Annotated in this window: 15 protein-coding genes; 8 read left to right on the forward strand and 7 right to left on the reverse strand. The window is 60.7% G+C overall.

The window, feature by feature from the left end; translation table 11 throughout:
* Positions 1–7: 7 nt before the first annotated feature.
* From cydB to ACIQUH_RS22765, 6 genes are all read right to left on the reverse strand, one after another.
* Positions 8–1165, reverse strand: a complete 1158-nt coding sequence (cydB, locus tag ACIQUH_RS22740) for a cytochrome d ubiquinol oxidase subunit II (protein ID WP_400819275.1) — start codon at positions 1163–1165, stop codon at positions 8–10.
* A 6-nt stretch (positions 1166–1171) separates the two neighbouring features.
* Positions 1172–2749 (reverse strand): cytochrome ubiquinol oxidase subunit I, encoded by a 1578-nt coding sequence (locus tag ACIQUH_RS22745; protein WP_125146831.1) that lies wholly within the window; start codon positions 2747–2749, stop codon positions 1172–1174.
* Between the two features lie 68 nt (positions 2750–2817).
* The gene (gene cydC, locus ACIQUH_RS22750; protein ID WP_400819278.1) at positions 2818–4509 is read right to left on the reverse strand and encodes a thiol reductant ABC exporter subunit CydC; all 1692 of its coding nucleotides are present in this window, start codon (positions 4507–4509) and stop codon (positions 2818–2820) included.
* Complete coding sequence (cydD, locus tag ACIQUH_RS22755) at positions 4506–6302, reverse strand: thiol reductant ABC exporter subunit CydD (protein ID WP_400819448.1); 1797 nt, start codon at positions 6300–6302, stop codon at positions 4506–4508. The genes cydC and cydD overlap by 4 nt, the downstream gene beginning before the upstream one ends.
* 17 nt (positions 6303–6319) lie before the next feature.
* Positions 6320–6898, reverse strand: a complete 579-nt coding sequence (locus ACIQUH_RS22760; RefSeq protein WP_400819280.1) for a GbsR/MarR family transcriptional regulator — start codon at positions 6896–6898, stop codon at positions 6320–6322.
* Between the two features lie 479 nt (positions 6899–7377).
* Entirely contained in the window at positions 7378–8409 is a 1032-nt protein-coding gene (locus tag ACIQUH_RS22765) for an L-idonate 5-dehydrogenase (protein ID WP_400819283.1), read from the reverse strand.
* Between the two features lie 220 nt (positions 8410–8629).
* On the opposite strand from ACIQUH_RS22765, the gene ACIQUH_RS22770 reads away from it, so the two are divergent.
* The 3 genes from ACIQUH_RS22770 (at position 8630) to ACIQUH_RS22780 (ending at position 11501) form a co-directional block, all read left to right on the forward strand.
* Positions 8630–9385 (forward strand): SDR family oxidoreductase, encoded by a 756-nt coding sequence (locus ACIQUH_RS22770; protein WP_003522158.1) that lies wholly within the window; start codon positions 8630–8632, stop codon positions 9383–9385.
* Positions 9386–9473: 88 nt separating this feature from the next.
* Positions 9474–10367 (forward strand): NAD(P)-dependent oxidoreductase, encoded by an 894-nt coding sequence (locus ACIQUH_RS22775; RefSeq protein ID WP_400819451.1) that lies wholly within the window; start codon positions 9474–9476, stop codon positions 10365–10367.
* 150 nt (positions 10368–10517) lie between these two features.
* Positions 10518–11501 (forward strand): aldose 1-epimerase, encoded by a 984-nt coding sequence (locus tag ACIQUH_RS22780; RefSeq protein WP_400819286.1) that lies wholly within the window; start codon positions 10518–10520, stop codon positions 11499–11501.
* Positions 11502–11519: 18 nt separating this feature from the next.
* On the opposite strand, the gene ACIQUH_RS22785 is transcribed toward ACIQUH_RS22780, so the two are convergent.
* Entirely contained in the window at positions 11520–11981 is a 462-nt protein-coding gene (locus ACIQUH_RS22785) for an Lrp/AsnC family transcriptional regulator (protein WP_400819289.1), read from the reverse strand.
* 167 nt (positions 11982–12148) lie between these two features.
* Here ACIQUH_RS22785 and ACIQUH_RS22790 point away from each other — a divergent pair, with 167 nt between their 5' ends.
* The 5 genes from ACIQUH_RS22790 (at position 12149) to glgC (ending at position 20080) form a co-directional block, all read left to right on the forward strand.
* Positions 12149–12862, forward strand: a complete 714-nt coding sequence (locus tag ACIQUH_RS22790; protein WP_400819291.1) for an aspartate/glutamate racemase family protein — start codon at positions 12149–12151, stop codon at positions 12860–12862.
* The gene (locus ACIQUH_RS22795; RefSeq protein WP_400819293.1) at positions 12863–13633 is read left to right on the forward strand and encodes a class II glutamine amidotransferase; all 771 of its coding nucleotides are present in this window, start codon (positions 12863–12865) and stop codon (positions 13631–13633) included. It abuts the gene before it with no gap.
* A 493-nt stretch (positions 13634–14126) separates the two neighbouring features.
* Positions 14127–16589 carry a glycogen/starch/alpha-glucan phosphorylase gene (locus tag ACIQUH_RS22800; RefSeq protein ID WP_400819295.1) on the forward strand — a complete coding sequence of 821 codons (2463 nt, stop codon included), beginning with the start codon at positions 14127–14129 and terminating at the stop codon, positions 16587–16589.
* Complete coding sequence (glgB, locus tag ACIQUH_RS22805) at positions 16589–18796, forward strand: 1,4-alpha-glucan branching protein GlgB (RefSeq protein ID WP_400819298.1); 2208 nt, start codon at positions 16589–16591, stop codon at positions 18794–18796. Before ACIQUH_RS22800 ends, glgB begins: the two co-directional genes overlap by 1 nt.
* Before the next feature lie 21 nt (positions 18797–18817).
* Entirely contained in the window at positions 18818–20080 is a 1263-nt protein-coding gene (gene glgC, locus ACIQUH_RS22810) for a glucose-1-phosphate adenylyltransferase (protein ID WP_400819300.1), read from the forward strand.
* Position 20081: the final 1 nt, after the last annotated feature.

A 20081-nucleotide genomic window follows, 5' to 3' on the forward strand; every position in this document is an offset into this window, starting at 1 on the left:
TTCTTGATCAATAAGCGTGGCCGCTGTCGTCGCGGATCGCCTTTTCATCCACCTTGCCCCACAGCACCCGATAGACCCACGACGTATAGGCAACGATGATCGGGATGAAGATGAGGGCGACGACCAGCATGATGAACAGCGTCATATGGCTGGACGACGCATCCCACACCGTCAGGCTTGATTTCGGATCGACCGAAGACGGCAGGATGAAGGGAAACATCGTCAACCCGACCGTCGAGATGATGCCGAAAATGGCGAGCGAGCTGGAAAGCAGCGCCAGCACCTCCTTGCGAGCCCTGAACAGGATGAAGGCCACGAGCGGGAAGGCAAGACCGAGCGCCGGCGCCAGCATCATCCAGGGATGCGCCGCATAATTGGCAAACCAGACACCGCCTGCAACCTCGACCGTCTTTGACAGCGGATTGGACGGACCGTCGGTCACCACCTCCGAAGTGAAGCGATAACCATCGACACCGAGCCACAGAAAGACACCGCCGAGCGCAAAAAGAACTGACGTGGCGAGGGCCGCGATGCTGCCGAAACCGCGGGCACGGGCGGCAACCGGGCCATCCGTCTTCAACACCAGCCAGGCCGCGCCGTGCATCACCAGCATGGCGACGGATACGAGACCGCAGAGAATGGCGTAGGGGTTCAGAAGCTCGAACAGCGTCGTGCCATCGTAGAAAATCCTGAGGTCGTCATTGAGGTGGAAGGGAACGCCCTGCAGCACATTGCCGATCGCCACGCCGAAAATCAGCGCGGGAACGAAACCGCCGATAAAGAGCGCCCAGTCCCAGCCGGTGCGCCAGGCCGTGCTTTCACGCTTGGAGCGATATTTGAAACCGACCGGCCGCAGGATCAGCGCAAACAGGGTGGCGAACATCGCCAGGTAGAAACCTGAAAACGACACCGCATAAAGCGGCGGCCAGGCGGCGAAGATCGCGCCGCCGCCAAGAATCAGCCAGACCTGATTGCCTTCCCAGACCGGGCCGATGGAGTTGATGACGACACGTCGCTCAATATCCGTTTTCGCCACGAAGGGCAGCAGCGCGCCGGTGCCGAGATCGAAACCGCCGGTGACGGCAAAACCGATCAGCACCACGCCGAGCAGCAGCCACCAGATGACGCGGAGGATTTCGTAGTCGATGAGTTGGTGCAATATCATGATGGTTTACTCCGCGGCGACGAGTTTTTCAGGAACGAGCGGCGCTTCCGGCTCATGGTCCGGCTCGGGCCCCTTGCGGATCGCCTTCAGCATCAGCCCCATTTCAACGATGAACAGCACCGTATAGATGGCGATGAAACACAGGAGCGTGATGAGGACGGTGGAGGCGCTGAGGCTGGAGACGGCGGCGGCCGTTGGCAGCACGCCTTCGATGATCCATGGCTGACGGCCGAATTCGGCCACCACCCAGCCCATTTCCGCCGCGATCCACGGCAGCGGAATGGCAAAGACCGCCACTTTCAGCAGCAACGGATAATGATCCAGCCGGCGGCGGGCCGAGAGATAAAAGAATGTCGCCGTCAGCAGGATGAAGAAGATGCCAAGACCGACCATGATGCGGAACGACCAGAACAGCGTCGGCACATGCGGAATGGTATCCGCCGCCGCTTTTGCAATCTGCTCCTCGTTCGCCTGGCGCGGATCGTCGACATATCGTTTCAGCAGCAGGGCATAACCAAGCTCATGGCCGAGTTCCGCAAAGGTGCCGCGCACCTCTTCGGGCAGCTGCGCACCTTTACCGGTCGCGCGTATCTGCATCAGCGCGTCATAGGCCTTGATGCCGTCGCGGATGCGGGTCTTGGCCTGCTCCACCAGATCGTTGATACCCGGGATTTGCGTATCCAGCGAACGGGTGCCGATGAGGCCCATCACCCACGGGATCTTCACGGCAAAATGCGTTTCGCGTGCTTCCTGGTCTGGAAAACCGATGGCCGTGAACGGTGCCGGGGCCGGCTCGGTTTCCCACATGGCCTCGATGGAGGCGAGCTTCATTTTCTGGTGTTCGGTGGAAAGATAACCGCTTTCGTCACCCAGCACGACGACCGACAGCGCGGACGCGAGGCCAAAGGAGGCGGCAACCGTCATCGAGCGCTTGGCAAGATCGACATGGCGGCCTTTGAGAACATACCAGGCCGAAACGCCGAGCACGAAGATGGAGGCCGTCACATAACCCGCGGAAACCGTGTGCACGAACTTCGCCTGCGCCACCGGGTTGAACAGAACCTCGAAGAAGTCAGTCACTTCCATGCGCATGGTCTGGGGATTGAAGGCCGAGCCCGTCGGATTCTGCATCCAGCCATTGGCGATCAAGATCCACAGCGCCGAAAAATTCGAACCGAGCGCCACGCACCATGTCGCGACGAGATGGCCGAGTTTCGACAGTTTATCCCAACCGAAAAAGAACAGCCCGACGAAAGTGGCTTCCAGGAAGAAGGCCATCATGCCCTCGATCGCCAGCGGCGCACCGAAGATGTCACCGACATAATGGCTGTAATAACTCCAGTTCATGCCGAACTGGAATTCCATGACGATACCGGTGGAAACGCCGAGCACGAAATTGATGCCGAACAATGTGCCCCAGAATTTGGTCATCTGCCGCCAGACCGTGCGGCCGGTCATGACATAAACCGTTTCCATGATGGCGATCACCACCGATAGTCCGATCGTCAGGGGAACGAACAGAAAGTGATATAAAGCCGTCACTGCAAATTGCAGGCGCGACAGCGCCACTATGTCGAGTTCCATAGTCCTATCCACCTTTTCCGGAAGGCCGGCCTTCCATTTCAAAGACGACGCCGGCTCTCAAAAAAATCTCAGTCCGGGCGCAATGTCTCAAGCACTACGCCGTATTCCGGGGTGCCGCTTTGACATTCATCAAATTGACGCCCCTCTTTCAGCACGATGATGCGATCGGCAAATTCCGCCTCGCGGCGATTATGGGTGATCATCACGACAGTCTTTCCCTCTGCCCTCGCAAACAGCCGGGCGAGCACGTCACGGGCGGTCTCGCCATCCAGCCCTTCCGTCACCTCGTCGAGAAGCCAGAGCGGCCGGTCGGCGAGCAGGAAACGGGCGAGCGCCAGCCGGCGAGACTGGCCGCCGGAAAGCCCCTGGCCCGCCTCGCCAAGCCTCGTCTCCAACCCGGCGCCCAAGGATCTGACGTGTTCGGCAAGGCCTGCCGCCTCGAGCGCGTCCCATAACTCGGCCCGGGTTGCGGCGGGTTTCGCCAGCCGCAGATTGTCGGCGATACTATCGCGGAAGAGCTGGCTTCGCTGCGTCATGAGAGTGGACGGCAGGGCGCTGACTGTGCCGGCCGCCGGCCGCAATTCACCCGCCAGAAGCTGGATGAGGCTCGTCTTGCCCGCGCCGCTCTGGCCGATGATCGCAACCCGTTCTCCGGAGGCGATTGCGAGATTGATATTCGTCAGGACCGGATTGCCGTTCCCTTCCCGCTCCAGACGCACGTTTCTGAGCTCTGCCGCCATGCCGCTGACCGGCGTAGCGGGACAGTGAGTTTCCACCGCTGCCGCAAGACGCGGCGCTATGCGCCGTGCGGAAAACAGCGTGCGCCCAAGTTCCATCGCCCCACGGCGCAGCGCCGTGAACGGCTCCAGCGCGGCAAAACAGACCAGCAGCCCGAGCGCCGCAGCCGGCGCGCTCACCGCCCCCTTCTCCGCAAGCCAGGCCATGCCGAGAAGGGCCGCGCTCAAAAGAACGGCCGCTGAAACCCCGAAGGAAAAACCGGCATTGGTCTCGATACGGTTCAGGGTGCCGTCGCAGGCGGAGAGGTAGTCATCCGCCTGCTTTACCGCCGCGACCTGCGCGGAAAGGCGGCCGGTGGTTAAGAGCTCCGTCTGTCCGCTTACGAGATCGGCCGTGCGGGCACGAAGGGCCTCGAGCCCGACTGCCCGGCGGCGCGAGAATGTTTCCGCCTGCAAGGCGGCGCGCAGCGAAATTCCAAGCCCCGCCGCGGTGAGGAAAACCGCCGCCAGAATGCCGGCCAGAGGGTGGAGAAAAGCAAGCCCAAGACCTGTCGCGAGTGCGGCAAGGATCGCGACGGCGGCGGGAACCAGCACGCGCAGATAAAGCGAATCCAGCGCGTCGATATCCGCCGTCAGCCGGTTCAGCAGGCGGGCGGGCCTTGCCTCCAGGGATTTCGCGGCCTGCGGGGCGGCAAAGCCGCGAAACAGCCTTTCGCGAAGTGCGGCGAGCACGGAAAGCGTTGCCTCATGCGTCGTCATGCGTTCGCCATAACGGGCGGCGGTGCGCGCCAGCGCCAGAAGACGAATGGCGGCCGAAGGCACAAAGACATCGAAGGCATAGGCCGTCGCCGGCAGAAGACCTGCAATGGCCGTTGCGGTGATGAACCAGCCGGAAACGCCGAGAAGGCCGATGCCCGCCAGCACCGTCGTTACCGCAAGAGCCGCGCCCGCCAGCAGCATGCCGCGCCGCGCCGACCAGAACAGGCCGATAATGGGTCTCAATATCGCAAAACGCGCGATCATGGCTGCCCCCTCGAATGGACCGGCGTCATATCCACGATCCTGTCCATGCGCGCCGCAAGCACCGGATCATGGGTCGCGACGATCAATGTCCTGCCATTTGCCAGTTGCAGCAGGTTTTCCGTGACGAGGGCAGCCGTTTCCCGGTCGAGATGGGCTGTCGGCTCATCGGCCAGAACAAGCTGCGTGGCGGGGTCTGCGAAAGCACGCGCAATGGCAAGCCGCACCGCCTCCCCGCCCGAGATTCCATATCCGCCATCGCCGATCTGCAGATTCCGGCGCGCATGCGTCAATCCATCGAGCCCGGTGCGGCGCAGCGTCTCTTCCACCATGCCGTCGCTGACAACCGAACGGCCAAACCGAATATTCGCCTTCAGCGAACCGGCAAAAAAGAACGGCTTCTGACTGACCCAGCCGATCGTCCTGCGCAGTCCATCCGCCGTCGCATTATCGAGCGTTACGCCGCCGATCCTGATCGTGCCCTCTCCAGCCTCGGCCAACCCGGCAATCAAGGAGAGTATAGTGGATTTGCCACAACCGGAAGGCCCAAGAATCGCAACGCGCTCGCCCTGCTGAACCGTCAGGTTGAGATTTTGGATGACCGGGGAGGCGTTCGGGTAAGCGAAAGAGAGATTACCTATCTCCAGAAGGCCGGGCGTCGGGCATGGGAAAGACGCCACATCCACGCCCTCGCCGGCTATGGCCGCACCGCCCTCCGTCAATTTGCCGAGCGCATCAAGCGCCGCTTCGCCGGCCGCGCGGTCGTGCCAGACGGCGGAAAGTTCCCGCAGCGGCTCGAAAAAGGCCGGCGCCAGAAGCAGGATGAAGAGGCCTTCGGCAAGTGTCAGTTTGTGACCCCAGGCCCCGAAATCCAGAAATCCGAGCAGATGAAAACCGATATAAACGGCGGTCATGGCAACGCCGAGCGCCGCGAAAAGCTCCAGCACCGCCGAAGAGAGAAAGGCGATCCTGAGCACCGCCATCGTCCGCTTTTTCAGGTTCTGCGCATCGGCGCTCAGGCGTTCCGCCGTCAGGTCGACGGCTTCAAGCGTGCGGATCGTTTCCAGCCCGCGCAGGCGATCGAGCAGGAAGGCATTCATATTGCCCGTCTCGGCAAGCTGCTTTTCACTGGCGGCCTTGGCCTGCCAGCCGATGAGCGCCATGAAAAGCGGGATGGTGGGCATGGAGAGCAGCAGCACCAGCGCCGCAATCCAGGTGAAGGGCAGGACCGCCAGCACGAAAACCAGCGGCACGATGGTGGCCTTCATGCGCGCCGGCTGGAAACGGGAAAGATAGGGCACCAGCGCTTCCGCCGCCTCGGCGACGATGCCTGCCGCCTCACCGGAGGCGGTGCGCGACAGATCGAGCGGGGAGACCTTCGCCACCGCCTGCAGCGCTTCCAGCCGCCGCTGCGACAACGCCGTGCGGGCAGCGCGAAACGACAGCCGCGCCGCCATCTTTTCCAGGAAGGCCTTGATGAGGCCAAGGACGAGAACCGCGGCAGCGGCCGGCACGATTGCCATCATCGGCACGCCATCGGCAATTCTTCCGACGGAAAAGGCAAGCAAACCCGCCTGTGGCAGCCACAGCAAAGCCGCCAGGACATGGAGCAGGGCCACGGATCTCCCCACCGCCGGCGCACGTGTCATTTTCACCCGCCCGGCAGCCCTGCCGCGGGAGATTTTGCGGTTGGCATTGCTGAAGAAGCGCCGCCGCGTCGCATCGGGCGGGATCGTAATTGGCCCGGGACAGACTGCCCCGTCACCATCGGCCGACTGGCGGATTTCCACGGATATGCTCACAGCCGATCTCCTCACCCGTCCTTCTTCGTGCCACGGGGTCTGGCAAAGGAAACGATCTTGTCCTTCGCCTCCAGAAGCTTCGTGACCTTGGAACCGAGTGCCAGAAGCGAGGCCAGCCTTTCGGTCTCCAGCCGCTTCACATCGTCATACCAGCCGGTAAGCTGCTCGATCAGCGTCTTCATCTCGTCAATGCGCCTTTGCGCATGCCGCTCATCTTCGTTTTCCGGCGTCTCCATCAGAATTTCACGCAGCACGCTAAGCGTGGGATCGATCTCACGCTTCTTGCGCTCTTCGGCAAGGGTACGGAGAATTTGCCAGACATCGTCAGGCGTGGTGAAAAAATCCCGCCGGTCGCCGGGAAAATGCTTGAGAATTGCAAGGTTCCACGCCTGCAGCTCCTTCAGGCTCATCGACACGTTGGAACGGGAAATGCCGAGCGCCTCGACAATCTCGTCCGCGCAGAGCGGCTGCGGCGATATGTAAAGCAAAGCATAGACTTGGCCGACGGTGCGGTTGATGCCCCAGCGGCTGCCCATCTCACCGAAATGCAGCACGAAGGACTGAACGAGCGGGGACAGGCTGGTTGGCATTTCTTCACTTCCTGAATTTTCAGTAATTTCTGAAATTTCGATAACGCAAAAAACGACAGGCGGCAAATCACCTTTTTGACCTGCGTCAAAATGTGCAAAGCGGTAAGGGCAAGGTCATTAATGGGCCAGCAGCAGCGGCGAATATGCGACGGCATTTCCGTACTGCCAGGATAAGCCGGTGTTTGCTGGGTTTACCCCAGCCTCCGTCATTCCGGCCCTGAGCCGGAATCCAGCCGACGCGCGTCTGCGCGGCGAGAGGAGTCATTTCAGCCCAAGGTCTTGGGCTGGCTGGATACCGGCTCAGGGCCGGTATGACGGACAATCAAGCGTGGCCTTGCGTCCATACCTTCATATTAATCGATGATATCGATAACATCGTCATCGCATGAAGACGAGCGGAAAACCGCGCACAAAAAATCGGCGGCGGAATGACCCGCCGCCGATCGAAACGACGGCACATTCGCATGCGGCAAAAACGCTTACGAAAAAGCGATTTGCACCTTCATCGCACGGCTGCGGTCCGAGGCGAATTCGAAGGCCGAGATGGCGTCATCGAGATCGACGGTCTGGGTGATGAACGGCTTGACGTCGATCAGCCCCTTGCGCATCAATTCGACGCCGGTGGCGAATTCCTCGTGGAAGCGGAAAGAGCCGCGCAGATCCAGTTCCTTGGCGGTGATCGCCATCATCGGCAGGCTCATGTCGCCGCCGAGACCGAGCTGGACGATGATGCCGCGCGGACGAAGCGCCGAAATGCCGCCGGCAAGCGCCACGGCGGCGCCAGAGCATTCATAGAGAACGTCGAAGGTTCCCTTGTTCGCGCCATAGGCGGCAAGCGCGTCAGGCTCATCCTTGCTGTTGATGACGCGATCCGCCCCCGCCTCACGCGCCTTGGCGAGCGTGAAATCGGAAAGATCGGTCGCGACGATTTCGGCCGCACCGGCACGGCGGGCAGCCAGAATGGAGAGGATGCCGATCGGGCCGCAGCCCGTGACGAGCACGCGTTTTCCCAGCAAATCGCCGGCGCGGCGCGTGGCATGCAGCGTTACCGCCAGTGGCTCCGCCATGGCCGCCTCGCCGGCGCTCAGGCCGTCGGCCGGCACGCATTGCAGGGCATCGGCCACCAGAACCTCACGGAAAGCGCCCTGAATATGCGGGAAAGGCATGGCGCTGCCATAAAAGCGCATGTTGAGGCACTGGTTGTGCAGGCCTTCCTGGCAGAAGCGGCAGGTTCGGCAAGGGCGCGACGGCGAAACGGCGACCAGACCGCCGACTTTCAGCCCTTCCACACCTTCGCCCAGCTCTTCGATGACGGCGGAAACCTCATGGCCGAGCACCATCGGCTCACGAAGCCGCACCGCGCCGAAGCCGCCATGGTTGTAATAATGCAGATCGCTGCCGCAAATTCCGCCCCGCACCAGACGAAGCCGCACTTCTCCCGCCCCCGGCGCTTCCTCCGGCCGCTCCTCGATGCGCACATCCTTCGCCCCATGGGCAACAATCGCTCTCATAAATATCTCCCGTTCGACATCGCGCCTCAACGGCGCGACAAAATAATCCGCATCCCCGTCACCGCCGCCTTCCGCGCATTTGCACGCCGTGCGGCCTCGCCACCCGCCCGATCCGTACCGAAACCGGGCGTTTAAGCCTTGACATCCACGTCTGAAAGGGATGAATGTTATCGATAACATAAACCTGTATGAATGCAATGTCGAGAGACTGGAGGAAACAGTGGGCCTTAAATTGTTCGATCTTTCCGGCCGCCGCGCCCTGATCACGGGTTCGTCCCAGGGCATCGGTTTCGCGCTGGCGCAAGGGCTGGCGGAAGCGGGAGCGGAAGTGGTGCTGAACGGGCGCGACGAGGCGAAGCTGAAAGCCGCCGCCGCCGGCATCAAGGGTGCGAAAACGCTTGCTTTCGATGCCACCGATCATGAGGCGGTGCGCAAGGCTATCGACGGTTTCGAGGCGGAAGTCGGCCCCATCGATATTCTGGTCAACAATGCCGGCATGCAGCACCGCACGCCGCTCGAGGATTTTCCGGCGGATGCCTTCGAGCGCCTGCTGCAGACCAACATAGCCTCGGTATTCCACGCCGGACAGGCTGCCGCACGCCATATGATCAGCCGCGGCCGCGGCAAGATCATCAACATCGCCAGCGTCCAGACCGCCCTTGCCCGCCCCGGCATCGCGCCCTACACCGCCACCAAGGGCGCCGTCGGCAATCTGACGAAAGGCATGGCGACGGACTGGGCCAAATACGGCCTGCAATGCAACGCCATCGCACCCGGCTATTTCGACACGCCGCTCAACGCGGCTCTGGTGGCGGACGAGACCTTCTCGGCATGGCTTGAAAAGCGCACGCCCGCCGGTCGCTGGGGCAAGGTCGAAGAGCTTGTCGGCGCCTGCATTTTCCTGTCGTCCGATGCTTCGTCCTTCGTGAACGGGCATATTCTCTACGTCGACGGCGGCATCACCGCTTCGCTTTAAAAATGCCGAAACCGGATGTCCGGCCGCGGCCGCCATCCGGTTTTGAACCGACGACACCACGACACTTTGGGAGGAGGCCGTGAACACCATGACCGAGAAGAACAAAGTCGCCCTGATCGGCGCCGGCGCCATGGGCGGGGCGATCGGCACACGGCTCATCGAAACCGGCAATCAGCTGACGGTTTTCGATCTGGATGCGGAAAAGGTGGCGGCGCTGACCAGCCTCGGCGCGCGGAGCGCCGGTACGGCCGCAGAGGCGGCTTCGGTTTCCGACGTGGTCATCCTCAGCCTCAATTCACCGAAAATCGTCCGCATCGCCGTGTTCGGCAAGGATGGTGTCGCGGCCGGCGCGAAGCCCGGCACGCTCATCATCGACATGTCCTCCATCGATCCGGAAGCGACGAAGGAACTGGCGGCCGATGCTGCCGAAAAGGGCCTGCGCTGGGTGGACAGCCCGCTTTCGGGCGGTGCGCCCAAGGCGCTCATCGGGCAATTGACGCTGATGGCCGGTGGCAGCGAAAAGGATGTGGCCGATGCGCATCGCGTGCTGCAACATGTCGCCAGCAACTACACGCATATGGGACCCTGCGGCGCGGGGCAAACGACGAAACTCATCAACCAGGTTCTGTGCGGACTGAACTTCCTTGCGGTGGCGGAAGCAACGCAGCTTGCGCTGGATGCCGGCGTCGATGCCGCCAAAATCCCGCAGGCGCTGAAGGGCGGCCGCGCCGACAGCGCCATCCTGCAGGAATACATGCCGCGTTACGTGGCGAAGGATTACTGCCGCACCGGCCGCATCGACAATATGGTGAAAGACCTCAACGGTGCGCAGGATCTCGCCCGGCGCACCAACACCGCCATGCCGCTGACGGCGGTTTGCGCCGAGGTGCACCGCATGCTGACGGCGGCTGGGCTGGGCGGAGAGGATCAGGCCGCGCTGATGGAGTTTTTCAGCGGCGCAAAACGCACCTTTCCGGACTGATCGCAAGGCAGACATGGAATGGCAGGAGCCTGTTGATACAGTTCCCACGGGCCATTGCGAAATTGTCCTTCAGCGCAGATGATCGGGCGAATCGGCACGGCAATTGCCCCCGATGACCGCAGACGCAGGCATGCAAAGGACAATTTCCCGATGACTACCTCCACGACAGGCACGGGGATTGCCGGTCTGACCGTTTCCGGAAACGGTTTTACTGCCGAAATCGCTTATGAGGGCGCGACACTTCTTAGCTGGCGGCCGCTCTCCGCCGATGGCGGCGAAGGCGAAAATCTTGTCGACGGATATTCGACGCCTGCCGAACTGCAGTCGCAAAACGGCGTCCGAAACGGCATTCTCGCGCCCTTCACCAACCGCATCCCGGATGGCCGTTTCAGTTTTGGCGGGGAGATGCACCGCATCGAACCCGTGCTTGCCCATGAAACCCTCGTCTTCCACGGATTTGCCAGGGCCCTGCCCTTCGCCCTCGCGCAATCTTTCGAAGAAGATGGCGCTCATGTCCTCATCTTCCGCACCGAAATATCGCCTGCGGATTTCAGCGGCTATCCCTACCGTCTCGCCATCGAGGTGGAATATCGCTTCTCCGGACATGAGCTTACTCTCGAAATACGCGGCATCAATTGCGGCGACCGCTCCTTGCCTTTCGCCGCCGGCTGGCATCCCTATTTCCGCCTGCCCGGCATAACCTCTGTCGACGATCTTCTTCTCACTCTGCCCTCGCGAACGGTGATTGAAACAGACGAAGACCTGATCCCCCTTCGGGACCCACAGGGCGGGATGGTCAAACGGGACGACACCCGCTTTCTCTGTGGGCCGCTGGCCGGCCATGTGCTCGATGTCTGCTTCACCGATCTGGTCGCATCCGAAAACGGGCTTTGCGAGACGAGGCTGGAGAACCGTCATGACGGTTCGAGCCTCACGGTCTGGCAGGAGCGCGGGCACATGCATGTCTTCACTGGCGACACGCTGGCCCGCGACAGGCGGCACTCCATCGCGCTCGAACCGGTGGAAACGCCCACCAATGCCTTCAACCATCAGGAACTCGCGGATGCGATTGCCGTGCAACCCGGCGAGACGCGAAGCTTCCGCTTCGGCGTCCGTTTCCAGGCAGCGCGCTGATCAAGGTTCGATGAGCCCTCAGATATGCGTCGTCGGCAGCGAGGACGACAGCTTCACCGTCTCCATGGAGATATAGGCCGACATGTCGTAGAGCTGGACGCGGCGCAGGATCTGTTTGTAGATCGTGTCGTAATATTCGACATTCGGCAGCACGAGTTTCAGAATATAATCGAAATTGCCGGTGAGCCGGTGAACCTCGACGATTTCCGGTATCGTGCTGACGGCGGCATGGAACTGGTCCAGCCAGTCCTCCGCGTGCAGGCCGGTTCTCACCAGCAGGAAAACCGTGGTCGGCAGGTTGATCTTCCGCCGGTCGAGCAACGCCATCGTGCCCGTCACATAACCTTCCGCCCGCAGCCGCGTGATGCGGCGCGAACAGGCGGACAAAGACAGTGAAACCTCCTCCGCAATATCCGCGAGCGGCGTTTCGGCATTTTCCTGGAGAATCGCAAGGATTCGGCGGTCACGGTCATCAATCATCCCTTAAGAATGCACCGGTTAACGCGATGTCGCAAGAAATTTGCGATATTCTCCCATAAGGCGCGTTATTTTTGCATTATTGCTGCGCGATCCTTTAAAAAACGCATGCCGTTTTCGTGTCCTTGATGGCATTCTTGTCTTCAATCAAACTTGATAAGGGAACTCTTATGAAACGCATCGGCCTGATTGGCGGCATGAGCTGGGAATCCACCGCCACCTATTACCGCATGATCAACGAGGCCGTGCGCGACAGCCGCGGCGGGCTGGTCTCGGCCGATATCGTCATGCATTCGCTTGATTTTTCCGAAGTCGTCGCCCTGCAGAAAGCCGATCGCTGGGATGAGGCCGGTGCGCTTCTGGGTGCTGCCGGTGCGCGCCTTGCCAATGCGGGCGCCGATTGCGTGCTGATCTGCACCAACACCATGCATCTCGTCGCTGACCAAGTGGCAAAAATGTCGGGCGTCGCGCTGATCGACATCATCGATGAAACCGCCGCAGCCCTGAAGGCGGATGGACGTCGCAAGCCGCTGCTGCTCGCCACCCGCTACACGATGGAACATGGCTTCTACACCGACCGCATGCGCCGCCACGGTGTCGAGGTGGTCGTGCCCGATGCGGAAGACAGGGCAGCGATCCACGACATCATCTTCGGTGAACTCTGCCAGGGCGAAATCAAGTCCTGCTCGCGTGAGCGTTATCTCGCGGTCATCGATAAGGCCCGCGCACTCGGCGTCGATTCCGTCATTCTCGGCTGCACCGAAATTTCCCTGCTGATCGACCCCGACGCCCTGCCGTTGCCGGGTTACGATTCGACCGCCATTCACGCGAAGGCCGCCGTCGGCTTCGCGCTCGGAAACAAGGCATTCGACAGAGCCGCATGAATGTGCCGCCTCTTTGCCTATTCCGGTAAACCGGTCTGGCTCGACAGCCTGCTGATCGAGCCGGAAGCATCGCTGGTCAGCCAGTCCATGGCCGCAAGGGAAGCAAAAACCGTTGTCAATGGCGATGGTTGCGGCCTTGGCTGGTATGGCGAACGGGGAACGCCCGGCGTTTTTCGCGACACAAGGCCCGCTTGGTCCGATGCCAATCTGGCGGCACTTTGCCATCAGCTCCGCTCGGGCATGTTCATGGCCCATGTCCGCTCCGCGACGTCAGGCGAGGTTTCCCGCGCCAATTGCCACCCCTTTTCCCATGGCCAGTATCTGTTCATGCATAACGGCCAGATCGGCGGTTACGAGCAGATCCGGCGCGATATCGATTCCCTTATTCCCGACGATATCTATGCATCCCGGCGCGGCACCGGCGACAGCGAGGCGATCTTCCTCATCGCCGCCGGCCTTGGCCTCGATGCCGATCCGGTACGCGCCATTTCCACCGCCCTTCGCCTCTGTCAGGAAAAGATGAGCGCAGCTGGCGTCTCCTCCGCGCTGCGGTTCAGCGCCGTGCTGATGGATGGCGATTGCGTGCACGCCTTCCGCTGGTCGAGCGATGACAAGCCGCCGACACTCTACTGGCGCGGGCTGGAAGACGGCATTGCATTGAGTTCGGAACCATTTTCCTTCGATTGCACTCCCTGGTGCGCCGTTCCGCCGAATACCAGCGTGACGATCCGCGCCGGGGAAATGACGACACAACCTTTTTTCCTGCCGTAAATATCCGCTTTCACCACCGTATTTCCCGGTTTTCACACCGCCACAGACCGCGACCGGTGCAGCCGCGGCAACGCCCCATTTATTTTCATTGAATTTTCGCAGCCGCGAAGGCTAGTGTGTGATCCATGGCGTCGGATCGAAATATGCACGATCTTCGGTTCGAAGCGGAAAACAGAATATTAGAGCGAAACAGATTTCAGGACCGGTGAACCATTTAAAAGTGTTGCAAGCCCTCTCCCTTTCTTGAACGATGCCCGCCATCGCAACGACTATGCAAACCCGTTCGGGAACGGCGCATAACGGGCCGGCAATGCCTTCGGCGATCCTTGGAACGCAGAAGAAAAAGTCTTATTTTTCATAAACCTACGCTCTTCAACTTTCCGGAAAAATTGCTGTTGCCACACCTCCATATCGATGCATAAACTGGCATCAGCAAAGGCAACACGGATCGACCTCTCAGACCCTCTCCTCCCACCAAGGTGCTGACCGACCAATGATCAATAATCTCAACGCCGCCGATCTTCCCCGCCCCGCCCCGCGCAGTTCCAACCCGGAAATCATGGCGTCGGAAATCATCGAACGCCTCACCTACCGCATCGGCAAGGACGTCAAGGTTGCAAAACCGCACGACTGGCTGACCGCAACCATCCTCGTCGTGCGAGACCGCATCATCGACAAGTGGATGGAATCCACCCGCAAGGCCTATGCCAACAATTCCAAGCGCGTTTATTACCTGTCGCTGGAATTCCTGATCGGCCGCCTGATGCGCGACGCCATCTCCAATATCGGCCTGATGCACGAAATCCGCGACGCGCTGTCTTCGCTCGGCGTCGACCTTGACGTCATCGCCGGGCTGGAGCCGGATGCCGCGCTCGGCAATGGCGGCCTTGGCCGTCTCGCCGCCTGCTTCATGGAATCCATGGCGACCGTCGACATTCCCGCCTATGGTTACGGCATCCGTTACGTACACGGCCTCTTCCGCCAGCAGATGGCGGATGGATGGCAGGTGGAACTGCCGGAAACCTGGCTGGCCCACGGCAACCCCTGGGAATTCGAGCGCCGCGAAAGCTCCTATGAAATCGGCTTCGGCGGATCGGTGGAGACCATCGGCGGTTATGAAGATCCGCAGCGTTTCGTCTGGAAACCGGCCGAACGCGTCATCGCCATGGCTTACGACACGCCGGTGGTCGGCTGGCGCGGCACCCGCGTCAACACGCTCCGCCTCTGGTCGGCGCAGCCGATCGACCCCATTCTTCTGGCCGCCTTCAACGCCGGCGACCATATCGGCGCCCTGCGCGAGAGCAACAAGGCGGAGAGCCTGACACGCGTTCTCTACCCTGCGGACGCCACCCCCGCCGGTCAGGAACTGCGCCTCAGACAGGAGTTCTTCTTCTCCTCCGCCTCGTTGCAGGACATTCTGCGCCGCCATCTGCAACAATATCCTGACTTCACCTCGCTGCCCGAGAAGGTCTCGATCCAGCTCAACGATACGCATCCCGCCATTTCCATCGCCGAAATGATGCGTCTTCTCTGCGATGTGCACGGCCTGGAATTCGAGGAAGCGTGGAAGATCACGCAGGGCACCTTCTCCTATACCAACCACACGCTGCTGCCGGAGGCGCTGGAAAGCTGGCCGGTGCCGCTGCTCGAGCGTCTTCTGCCAAGACATATGCAGATCGTTTACGCCATCAACGCCAATACGCTGGTTTATGCCCGCAAGGAAAAGAAGATGGCGGATCAGCAGATCCGCTCCATCTCGCTGATCGATGAAGGCGGCGAGCGGCGCGTGCGCATGGGCAATCTCGCCTTCATCGGCTCGCATTCCATCAACGGCGTTTCCGCCCTTCATACGGACCTGATGAAGGAAACGGTCTTCGCCGACCTGCACAGCCTTTATCCCGAGCGCATCAACAACAAGACCAACGGCATCACGCCGCGACGCTGGCTGATGCAGTGCAATCCCGGCCTGACAGGGTTGGTGCGCGAGGCAATCGGCGACGATTTCCTCGACGATGCGGAAAAACTGACAGCACTCGACCGTTTTGCCGATGATGCCGGTTTCCGCGAGAAATTCGCCGAGGTGAAGCGTCTGAACAAGGTGCGGCTGGCAAATACGGTGGCGCAGCGCATGGGCATCCGCGTCGATCCCTCGGCCATGTTCGACATCCAGATCAAGCGTATCCACGAATATAAGCGCCAGCTTCTGAACCTCGTGGAAACGGTGGCGCTTTACGACCAGATCCGTTCTCATCCGGAACTGGATTGGGTACCGCGCGTTAAGTTCTTCGCAGGCAAGGCGGCGCCGAGTTATCACAACGCGAAGCTGATCATCAAGCTTGCCAACGATATTGCCCGGGTCATCAACAACGACCCGGCCGTGCGCGGGCTTCTGAAGGTGGTGTTTATTCCGAACTACAACGTTTCGCTTGCGGAAATCATGGTTCCCGCTGCCGATCTTTCGGAACAGATTTCGACGGCCGGCATGGAAGCTTCCGGCACCGGCAATATGAAATTCGCGCTCAACGGCGCGCTGACCATCGGCACGCTCGATGGCGCCAATGTGGAAATGCTCGAGCATGTTGGCGCTGAAAACATCGTCATCTTCGGCATGACGGCGGATGAAGTGGCCAAAGCGCGTGCCGAAGGCCACAATCCCCGCGCGATCATCGAAGGATCGGCCGAGCTGTCGCAGGCGCTGTCTTCCATCGCTTCCGGCGTCTTCTCGCCGGATGACCGCTCCCGTTTCGCCGGCCTGATCGACGGTATTTACAACAGCGACTGGTTCATGGTCGCCGCCGACTTCGACGCCTATGCCAATGCACAGCGTGAAGTGGACACGATCTGGAGCGATCCGGATAGCTGGTATGCCAAGACAGTGCGCAACACGGCGCGTATGGGCTGGTTCTCGTCCGACAGGACGATCCGCCAATATGCCACCGAGATCTGGAGAGCCTGATGAAAAAACCGCTCAATTCGGCCGAAGAGAAAAAGACTGGCGACATCACGAAGGCTGAAATCGAGGCGATCAAGAGCGGTTTGCATTCCAATCCCTTTGCCCTTCTCGGCGTTCACGAAACGCCGGAAGGGTTTTCCGCCCGCTGTTTCATTCCCGGCGCCGAGGAAGTTTCCGTCCTGACGCTGGACGGAAATTTCGTGGGCGAGTTGAAACGGCTCGACCCCGACGGTTTTTTCGAAGGCCGGATCGATCTTTCAAAGCGCCAGCCGGTGCGTTACCGCGCGGCTCGCGATGATGCGGAATGGGCGGTGACCGACCCTTACAGTTTCGGCCCGGTTCTCGGCCCCATGGACGATTATTTCGTCCGTGAAGGATCGCATCTGCGGCTCTTCGACAGGATGGGCGCGCATCCGCTGAAGCTCGAGGGGGTCGAAGGTTTCCACTTCGCCGTCTGGGCGCCCAACGCCCGGCGCGTCTCGGTCGTCGGCGATTTCAACAATTGGGATGGCCGCCGGCATGTCATGCGGTTCCGCAAGGATACCGGCATCTGGGAAATCTTCGCGCCTGACGTCTATGCCGGCTGCGCTTATAAATTCGAAATCCTCGGTGCGAACGGCGAGCTTCTGCCGCTGAAGGCCGATCCCTATGCCCGCCGTGCCGAGTTGCGGCCGAAGAACGCTTCCGTCACCGCGCCGGAACTGACGCAGAAATGGGAAGACCAGGCCCACCGCGAACATTGGGCGCAGGTGGACCAGCGCCGCCAGCCGATCAGCATTTACGAGGTGCATGCCGGTTCCTGGCAGCGCCGCGAGGACGGCACCTTCCTCAGCTGGGATGAACTCGCCGCCCAGCTCATTCCCTATTGTACGGATATGGGCTTCACCCATATCGAATTCCTGCCGATCACCGAACATCCCTATGATCCCTCCTGGGGTTACCAGACGACGGGGCTTTATGCCCCATCCGCCCGTTTCGGCGATCCGGAGGGTTTTGCCCGCTTCGTCAACGGCGCCCACAAGGTCGGCATCGGCGTTCTGCTTGACTGGGTTCCAGCGCATTTCCCCACTGACGAACACGGGCTGCGCTGGTTCGACGGCACCGCGCTTTACGAACATGCCGATCCGCGCCAGGGTTTTCATCCCGACTGGAACACGGCCATCTACAATTTCGGCCGCATCGAGGTGATGTCCTATCTCATCAACAATGCGCTTTACTGGGCCGAGAAGTTCCATCTCGACGGCCTGCGCGTCGATGCGGTCGCCTCGATGCTCTATCTCGATTATTCCCGCAAGGAAGGCGAGTGGATCCCCAACGAATATGGCGGGCGGGAAAATCTCGAATCCGTCCGTTTCCTGCAGAAGATGAATTCCCTCGTCTACGGCACCCATCCGGGCGTCATGACGATCGCCGAGGAATCCACCTCCTGGCCGAAAGTCTCCCAGCCGGTCCACGAAGGCGGCCTCGGTTTCGGTTTCAAATGGAACATGGGTTTCATGCACGACACGCTGAGTTATTTCTCGCGCGAGCCGGTGCATCGCAAGTTCCATCATCAGGAACTGACCTTCGGCCTGCTTTACGCCTTCAGCGAAAATTTCGTGCTGCCGCTCTCCCATGACGAGGTGGTGCACGGCAAGGGATCGCTGATCGCCAAGATGGCCGGCGACGACTGGCAGAAATTCGCCAATCTGCGCTCCTATTATGCCTTCATGTGGGGTTATCCCGGCAAGAAGCTGCTGTTCATGGGCCAGGAATTCGCGCAATGGAGCGAATGGAGCGAAAAGGGCGCTCTCGACTGGAACCTGCGCCAATATCCGATGCATGAGGGCATGCGCCGCCTCGTGCGCGATCTCAACCTCACCTATCGATCCAAAGCCGCCCTGCATGCCCGCGATTGCGAGCCGGAGGGTTTCCGCTGGCTGGTGGTGGATGACCACGACAATTCGGTCTTCGCCTGGCTGCGCATGGCGCCGGGTGAAAAGCCCGTGGCCGTCATCTGCAATCTCACCCCGGTTTACAGGGAAAATTATTATGTGCCGCTTCCCATTGCCGGGCGGTGGCGGGAGATTCTCAACACCGATGCCGAAATTTACGGCGGCAGCGGCAAGGGAAATGGCGGACGCGTTCAGGCGGTCGATGCCGGAGGAGAAATCGGCACGATGCTCGTCCTGCCGCCGCTGGCCACGATCATGCTCGAGCCGGAAAACTGACAGACAGAAAGGGAGGACACCATGTCGGAAAAAAGAGTTCAGCCTTTGGCGCGTGATGCAATGGCCTATGTCCTCGCGGGCGGCAGAGGAAGCCGCCTGAAGGAGCTGACGGACCGCCGGGCAAAACCCGCCGTCTATTTCGGCGGCAAGGCGCGCATCATCGATTTCGCGCTTTCCAACGCGCTCAATTCCGGCATTCGCCGCATCGGCGTCGCCACGCAATACAAGGCACATTCCCTCATCCGCCACCTGCAGCGCGGCTGGGACTTCTTCCGCCCTGAACGTAACGAGAGCTTCGACATTCTGCCGGCCTCCCAGCGCGTTTCCGAAACGCAATGGTATGAAGGTACCGCCGACGCCGTTTACCAGAATATCGACATCATCGAGCCCTATGCGCCGGAATATATGGTCATCCTGGCCGGCGATCATATTTATAAGATGGATTACGAATACATGCTGCAGCAGCATGTCGATTCCGGTGCCGACGTGACGATCGGTTGCCTGGAAGTGCCGCGCATGGAAGCGACCGGCTTCGGCGTGATGCATGTGAACGAAAAAGACGAGATCATCGATTTCATCGAAAAGCCGGCCGATCCACCCGGCATTCCCGGCAATGAAGGTTTTGCGCTCGCCTCCATGGGCATTTATGTCTTCCACACGAAGTTCCTGATGGAAGCGCTGCGCCGCGACGCCGCCGACCCGACCTCCAGCCGCGATTTCGGCAAGGACATCATTCCCTATATCGTTGAGCACGGTAAGGCCGTCGCCCATCGCTTCGCCGACAGCTGCGTGCGTTCGGATTTCGAGCACGGTCCCTACTGGCGCGACGTCGGCACCATCGATGCCTATTGGCAGGCCAATATCGACCTCACGGATGTGGTGCCTGACCTCGACATTTACGACAAGTCCTGGCCGATCTGGACCTATGCGGAAATCACCCCGCCGGCGAAATTTGTGCATGATGACGAGAACCGCCGCGGTTCGGCCGTGTCGTCGGTCGTCTCCGGCGACTGCATCATTTCCGGCGCGTCGCTCAATCGCAGCCTCTTGTTCACAGGCGTGCGCGCCAATTCATACTCCCGCCTTGAGAATGCCGTAGTACTGCCGAGCGTGAAGATCGGGCGTCATGCCCAGCTCAGCAATGTCGTCATCGACCATGGCGTGGTCATTCCGGAAGGACTGATTGTAGGAGAAGACCCAGAACTGGATGCCAAACGTTTCCGCCGCACTGAAAACGGCATTTGCCTTATCACCCAATCGATGATCGACAAGCTGGACCTGTAGA

Source organism: Agrobacterium sp. NPDC090283 (assembly GCF_044769685.1).
GTDB lineage: Bacteria > Pseudomonadota > Alphaproteobacteria > Rhizobiales > Rhizobiaceae > Agrobacterium.

Bases quoted from the DNA above. Each gene is read 5' to 3' on its own strand.
- glgB (WP_400819298.1), top strand. From the start codon at position 16,589: ATGAAAAAACCGCTCAATTCGGCCGAAGAGAAAAAGACTGGCGACATC.
- ACIQUH_RS22780 (WP_400819286.1), top strand. From the start codon at position 10,518: ATGACTACCTCCACGACAGGCACGGGGATTGCCGGTCTGACCGTTTCC.
- ACIQUH_RS22785 (WP_400819289.1), bottom strand. From the start codon at position 11,981: ATGATTGATGACCGTGACCGCCGAATCCTTGCGATTCTCCAGGAAAAT.
- cydB (WP_400819275.1), bottom strand. From the start codon at position 1,165: ATGATATTGCACCAACTCATCGACTACGAAATCCTCCGCGTCATCTGG.
- ACIQUH_RS22800 (WP_400819295.1), top strand. From the start codon at position 14,127: ATGATCAATAATCTCAACGCCGCCGATCTTCCCCGCCCCGCCCCGCGC.
- ACIQUH_RS22765 (WP_400819283.1), bottom strand. From the start codon at position 8,409: ATGAGAGCGATTGTTGCCCATGGGGCGAAGGATGTGCGCATCGAGGAG.
- cydC (WP_400819278.1), bottom strand. From the start codon at position 4,509: ATGATCGCGCGTTTTGCGATATTGAGACCCATTATCGGCCTGTTCTGG.
- ACIQUH_RS22745 (WP_125146831.1), bottom strand. From the start codon at position 2,749: ATGGAACTCGACATAGTGGCGCTGTCGCGCCTGCAATTTGCAGTGACG.
- ACIQUH_RS22795 (WP_400819293.1), top strand. From the start codon at position 12,863: ATGTGCCGCCTCTTTGCCTATTCCGGTAAACCGGTCTGGCTCGACAGC.
- ACIQUH_RS22775 (WP_400819451.1), top strand. From the start codon at position 9,474: ATGACCGAGAAGAACAAAGTCGCCCTGATCGGCGCCGGCGCCATGGGC.
- ACIQUH_RS22760 (WP_400819280.1), bottom strand. From the start codon at position 6,898: ATGCCAACCAGCCTGTCCCCGCTCGTTCAGTCCTTCGTGCTGCATTTC.
- ACIQUH_RS22790 (WP_400819291.1), top strand. From the start codon at position 12,149: ATGAAACGCATCGGCCTGATTGGCGGCATGAGCTGGGAATCCACCGCC.
- glgC (WP_400819300.1), top strand. From the start codon at position 18,818: ATGTCGGAAAAAAGAGTTCAGCCTTTGGCGCGTGATGCAATGGCCTAT.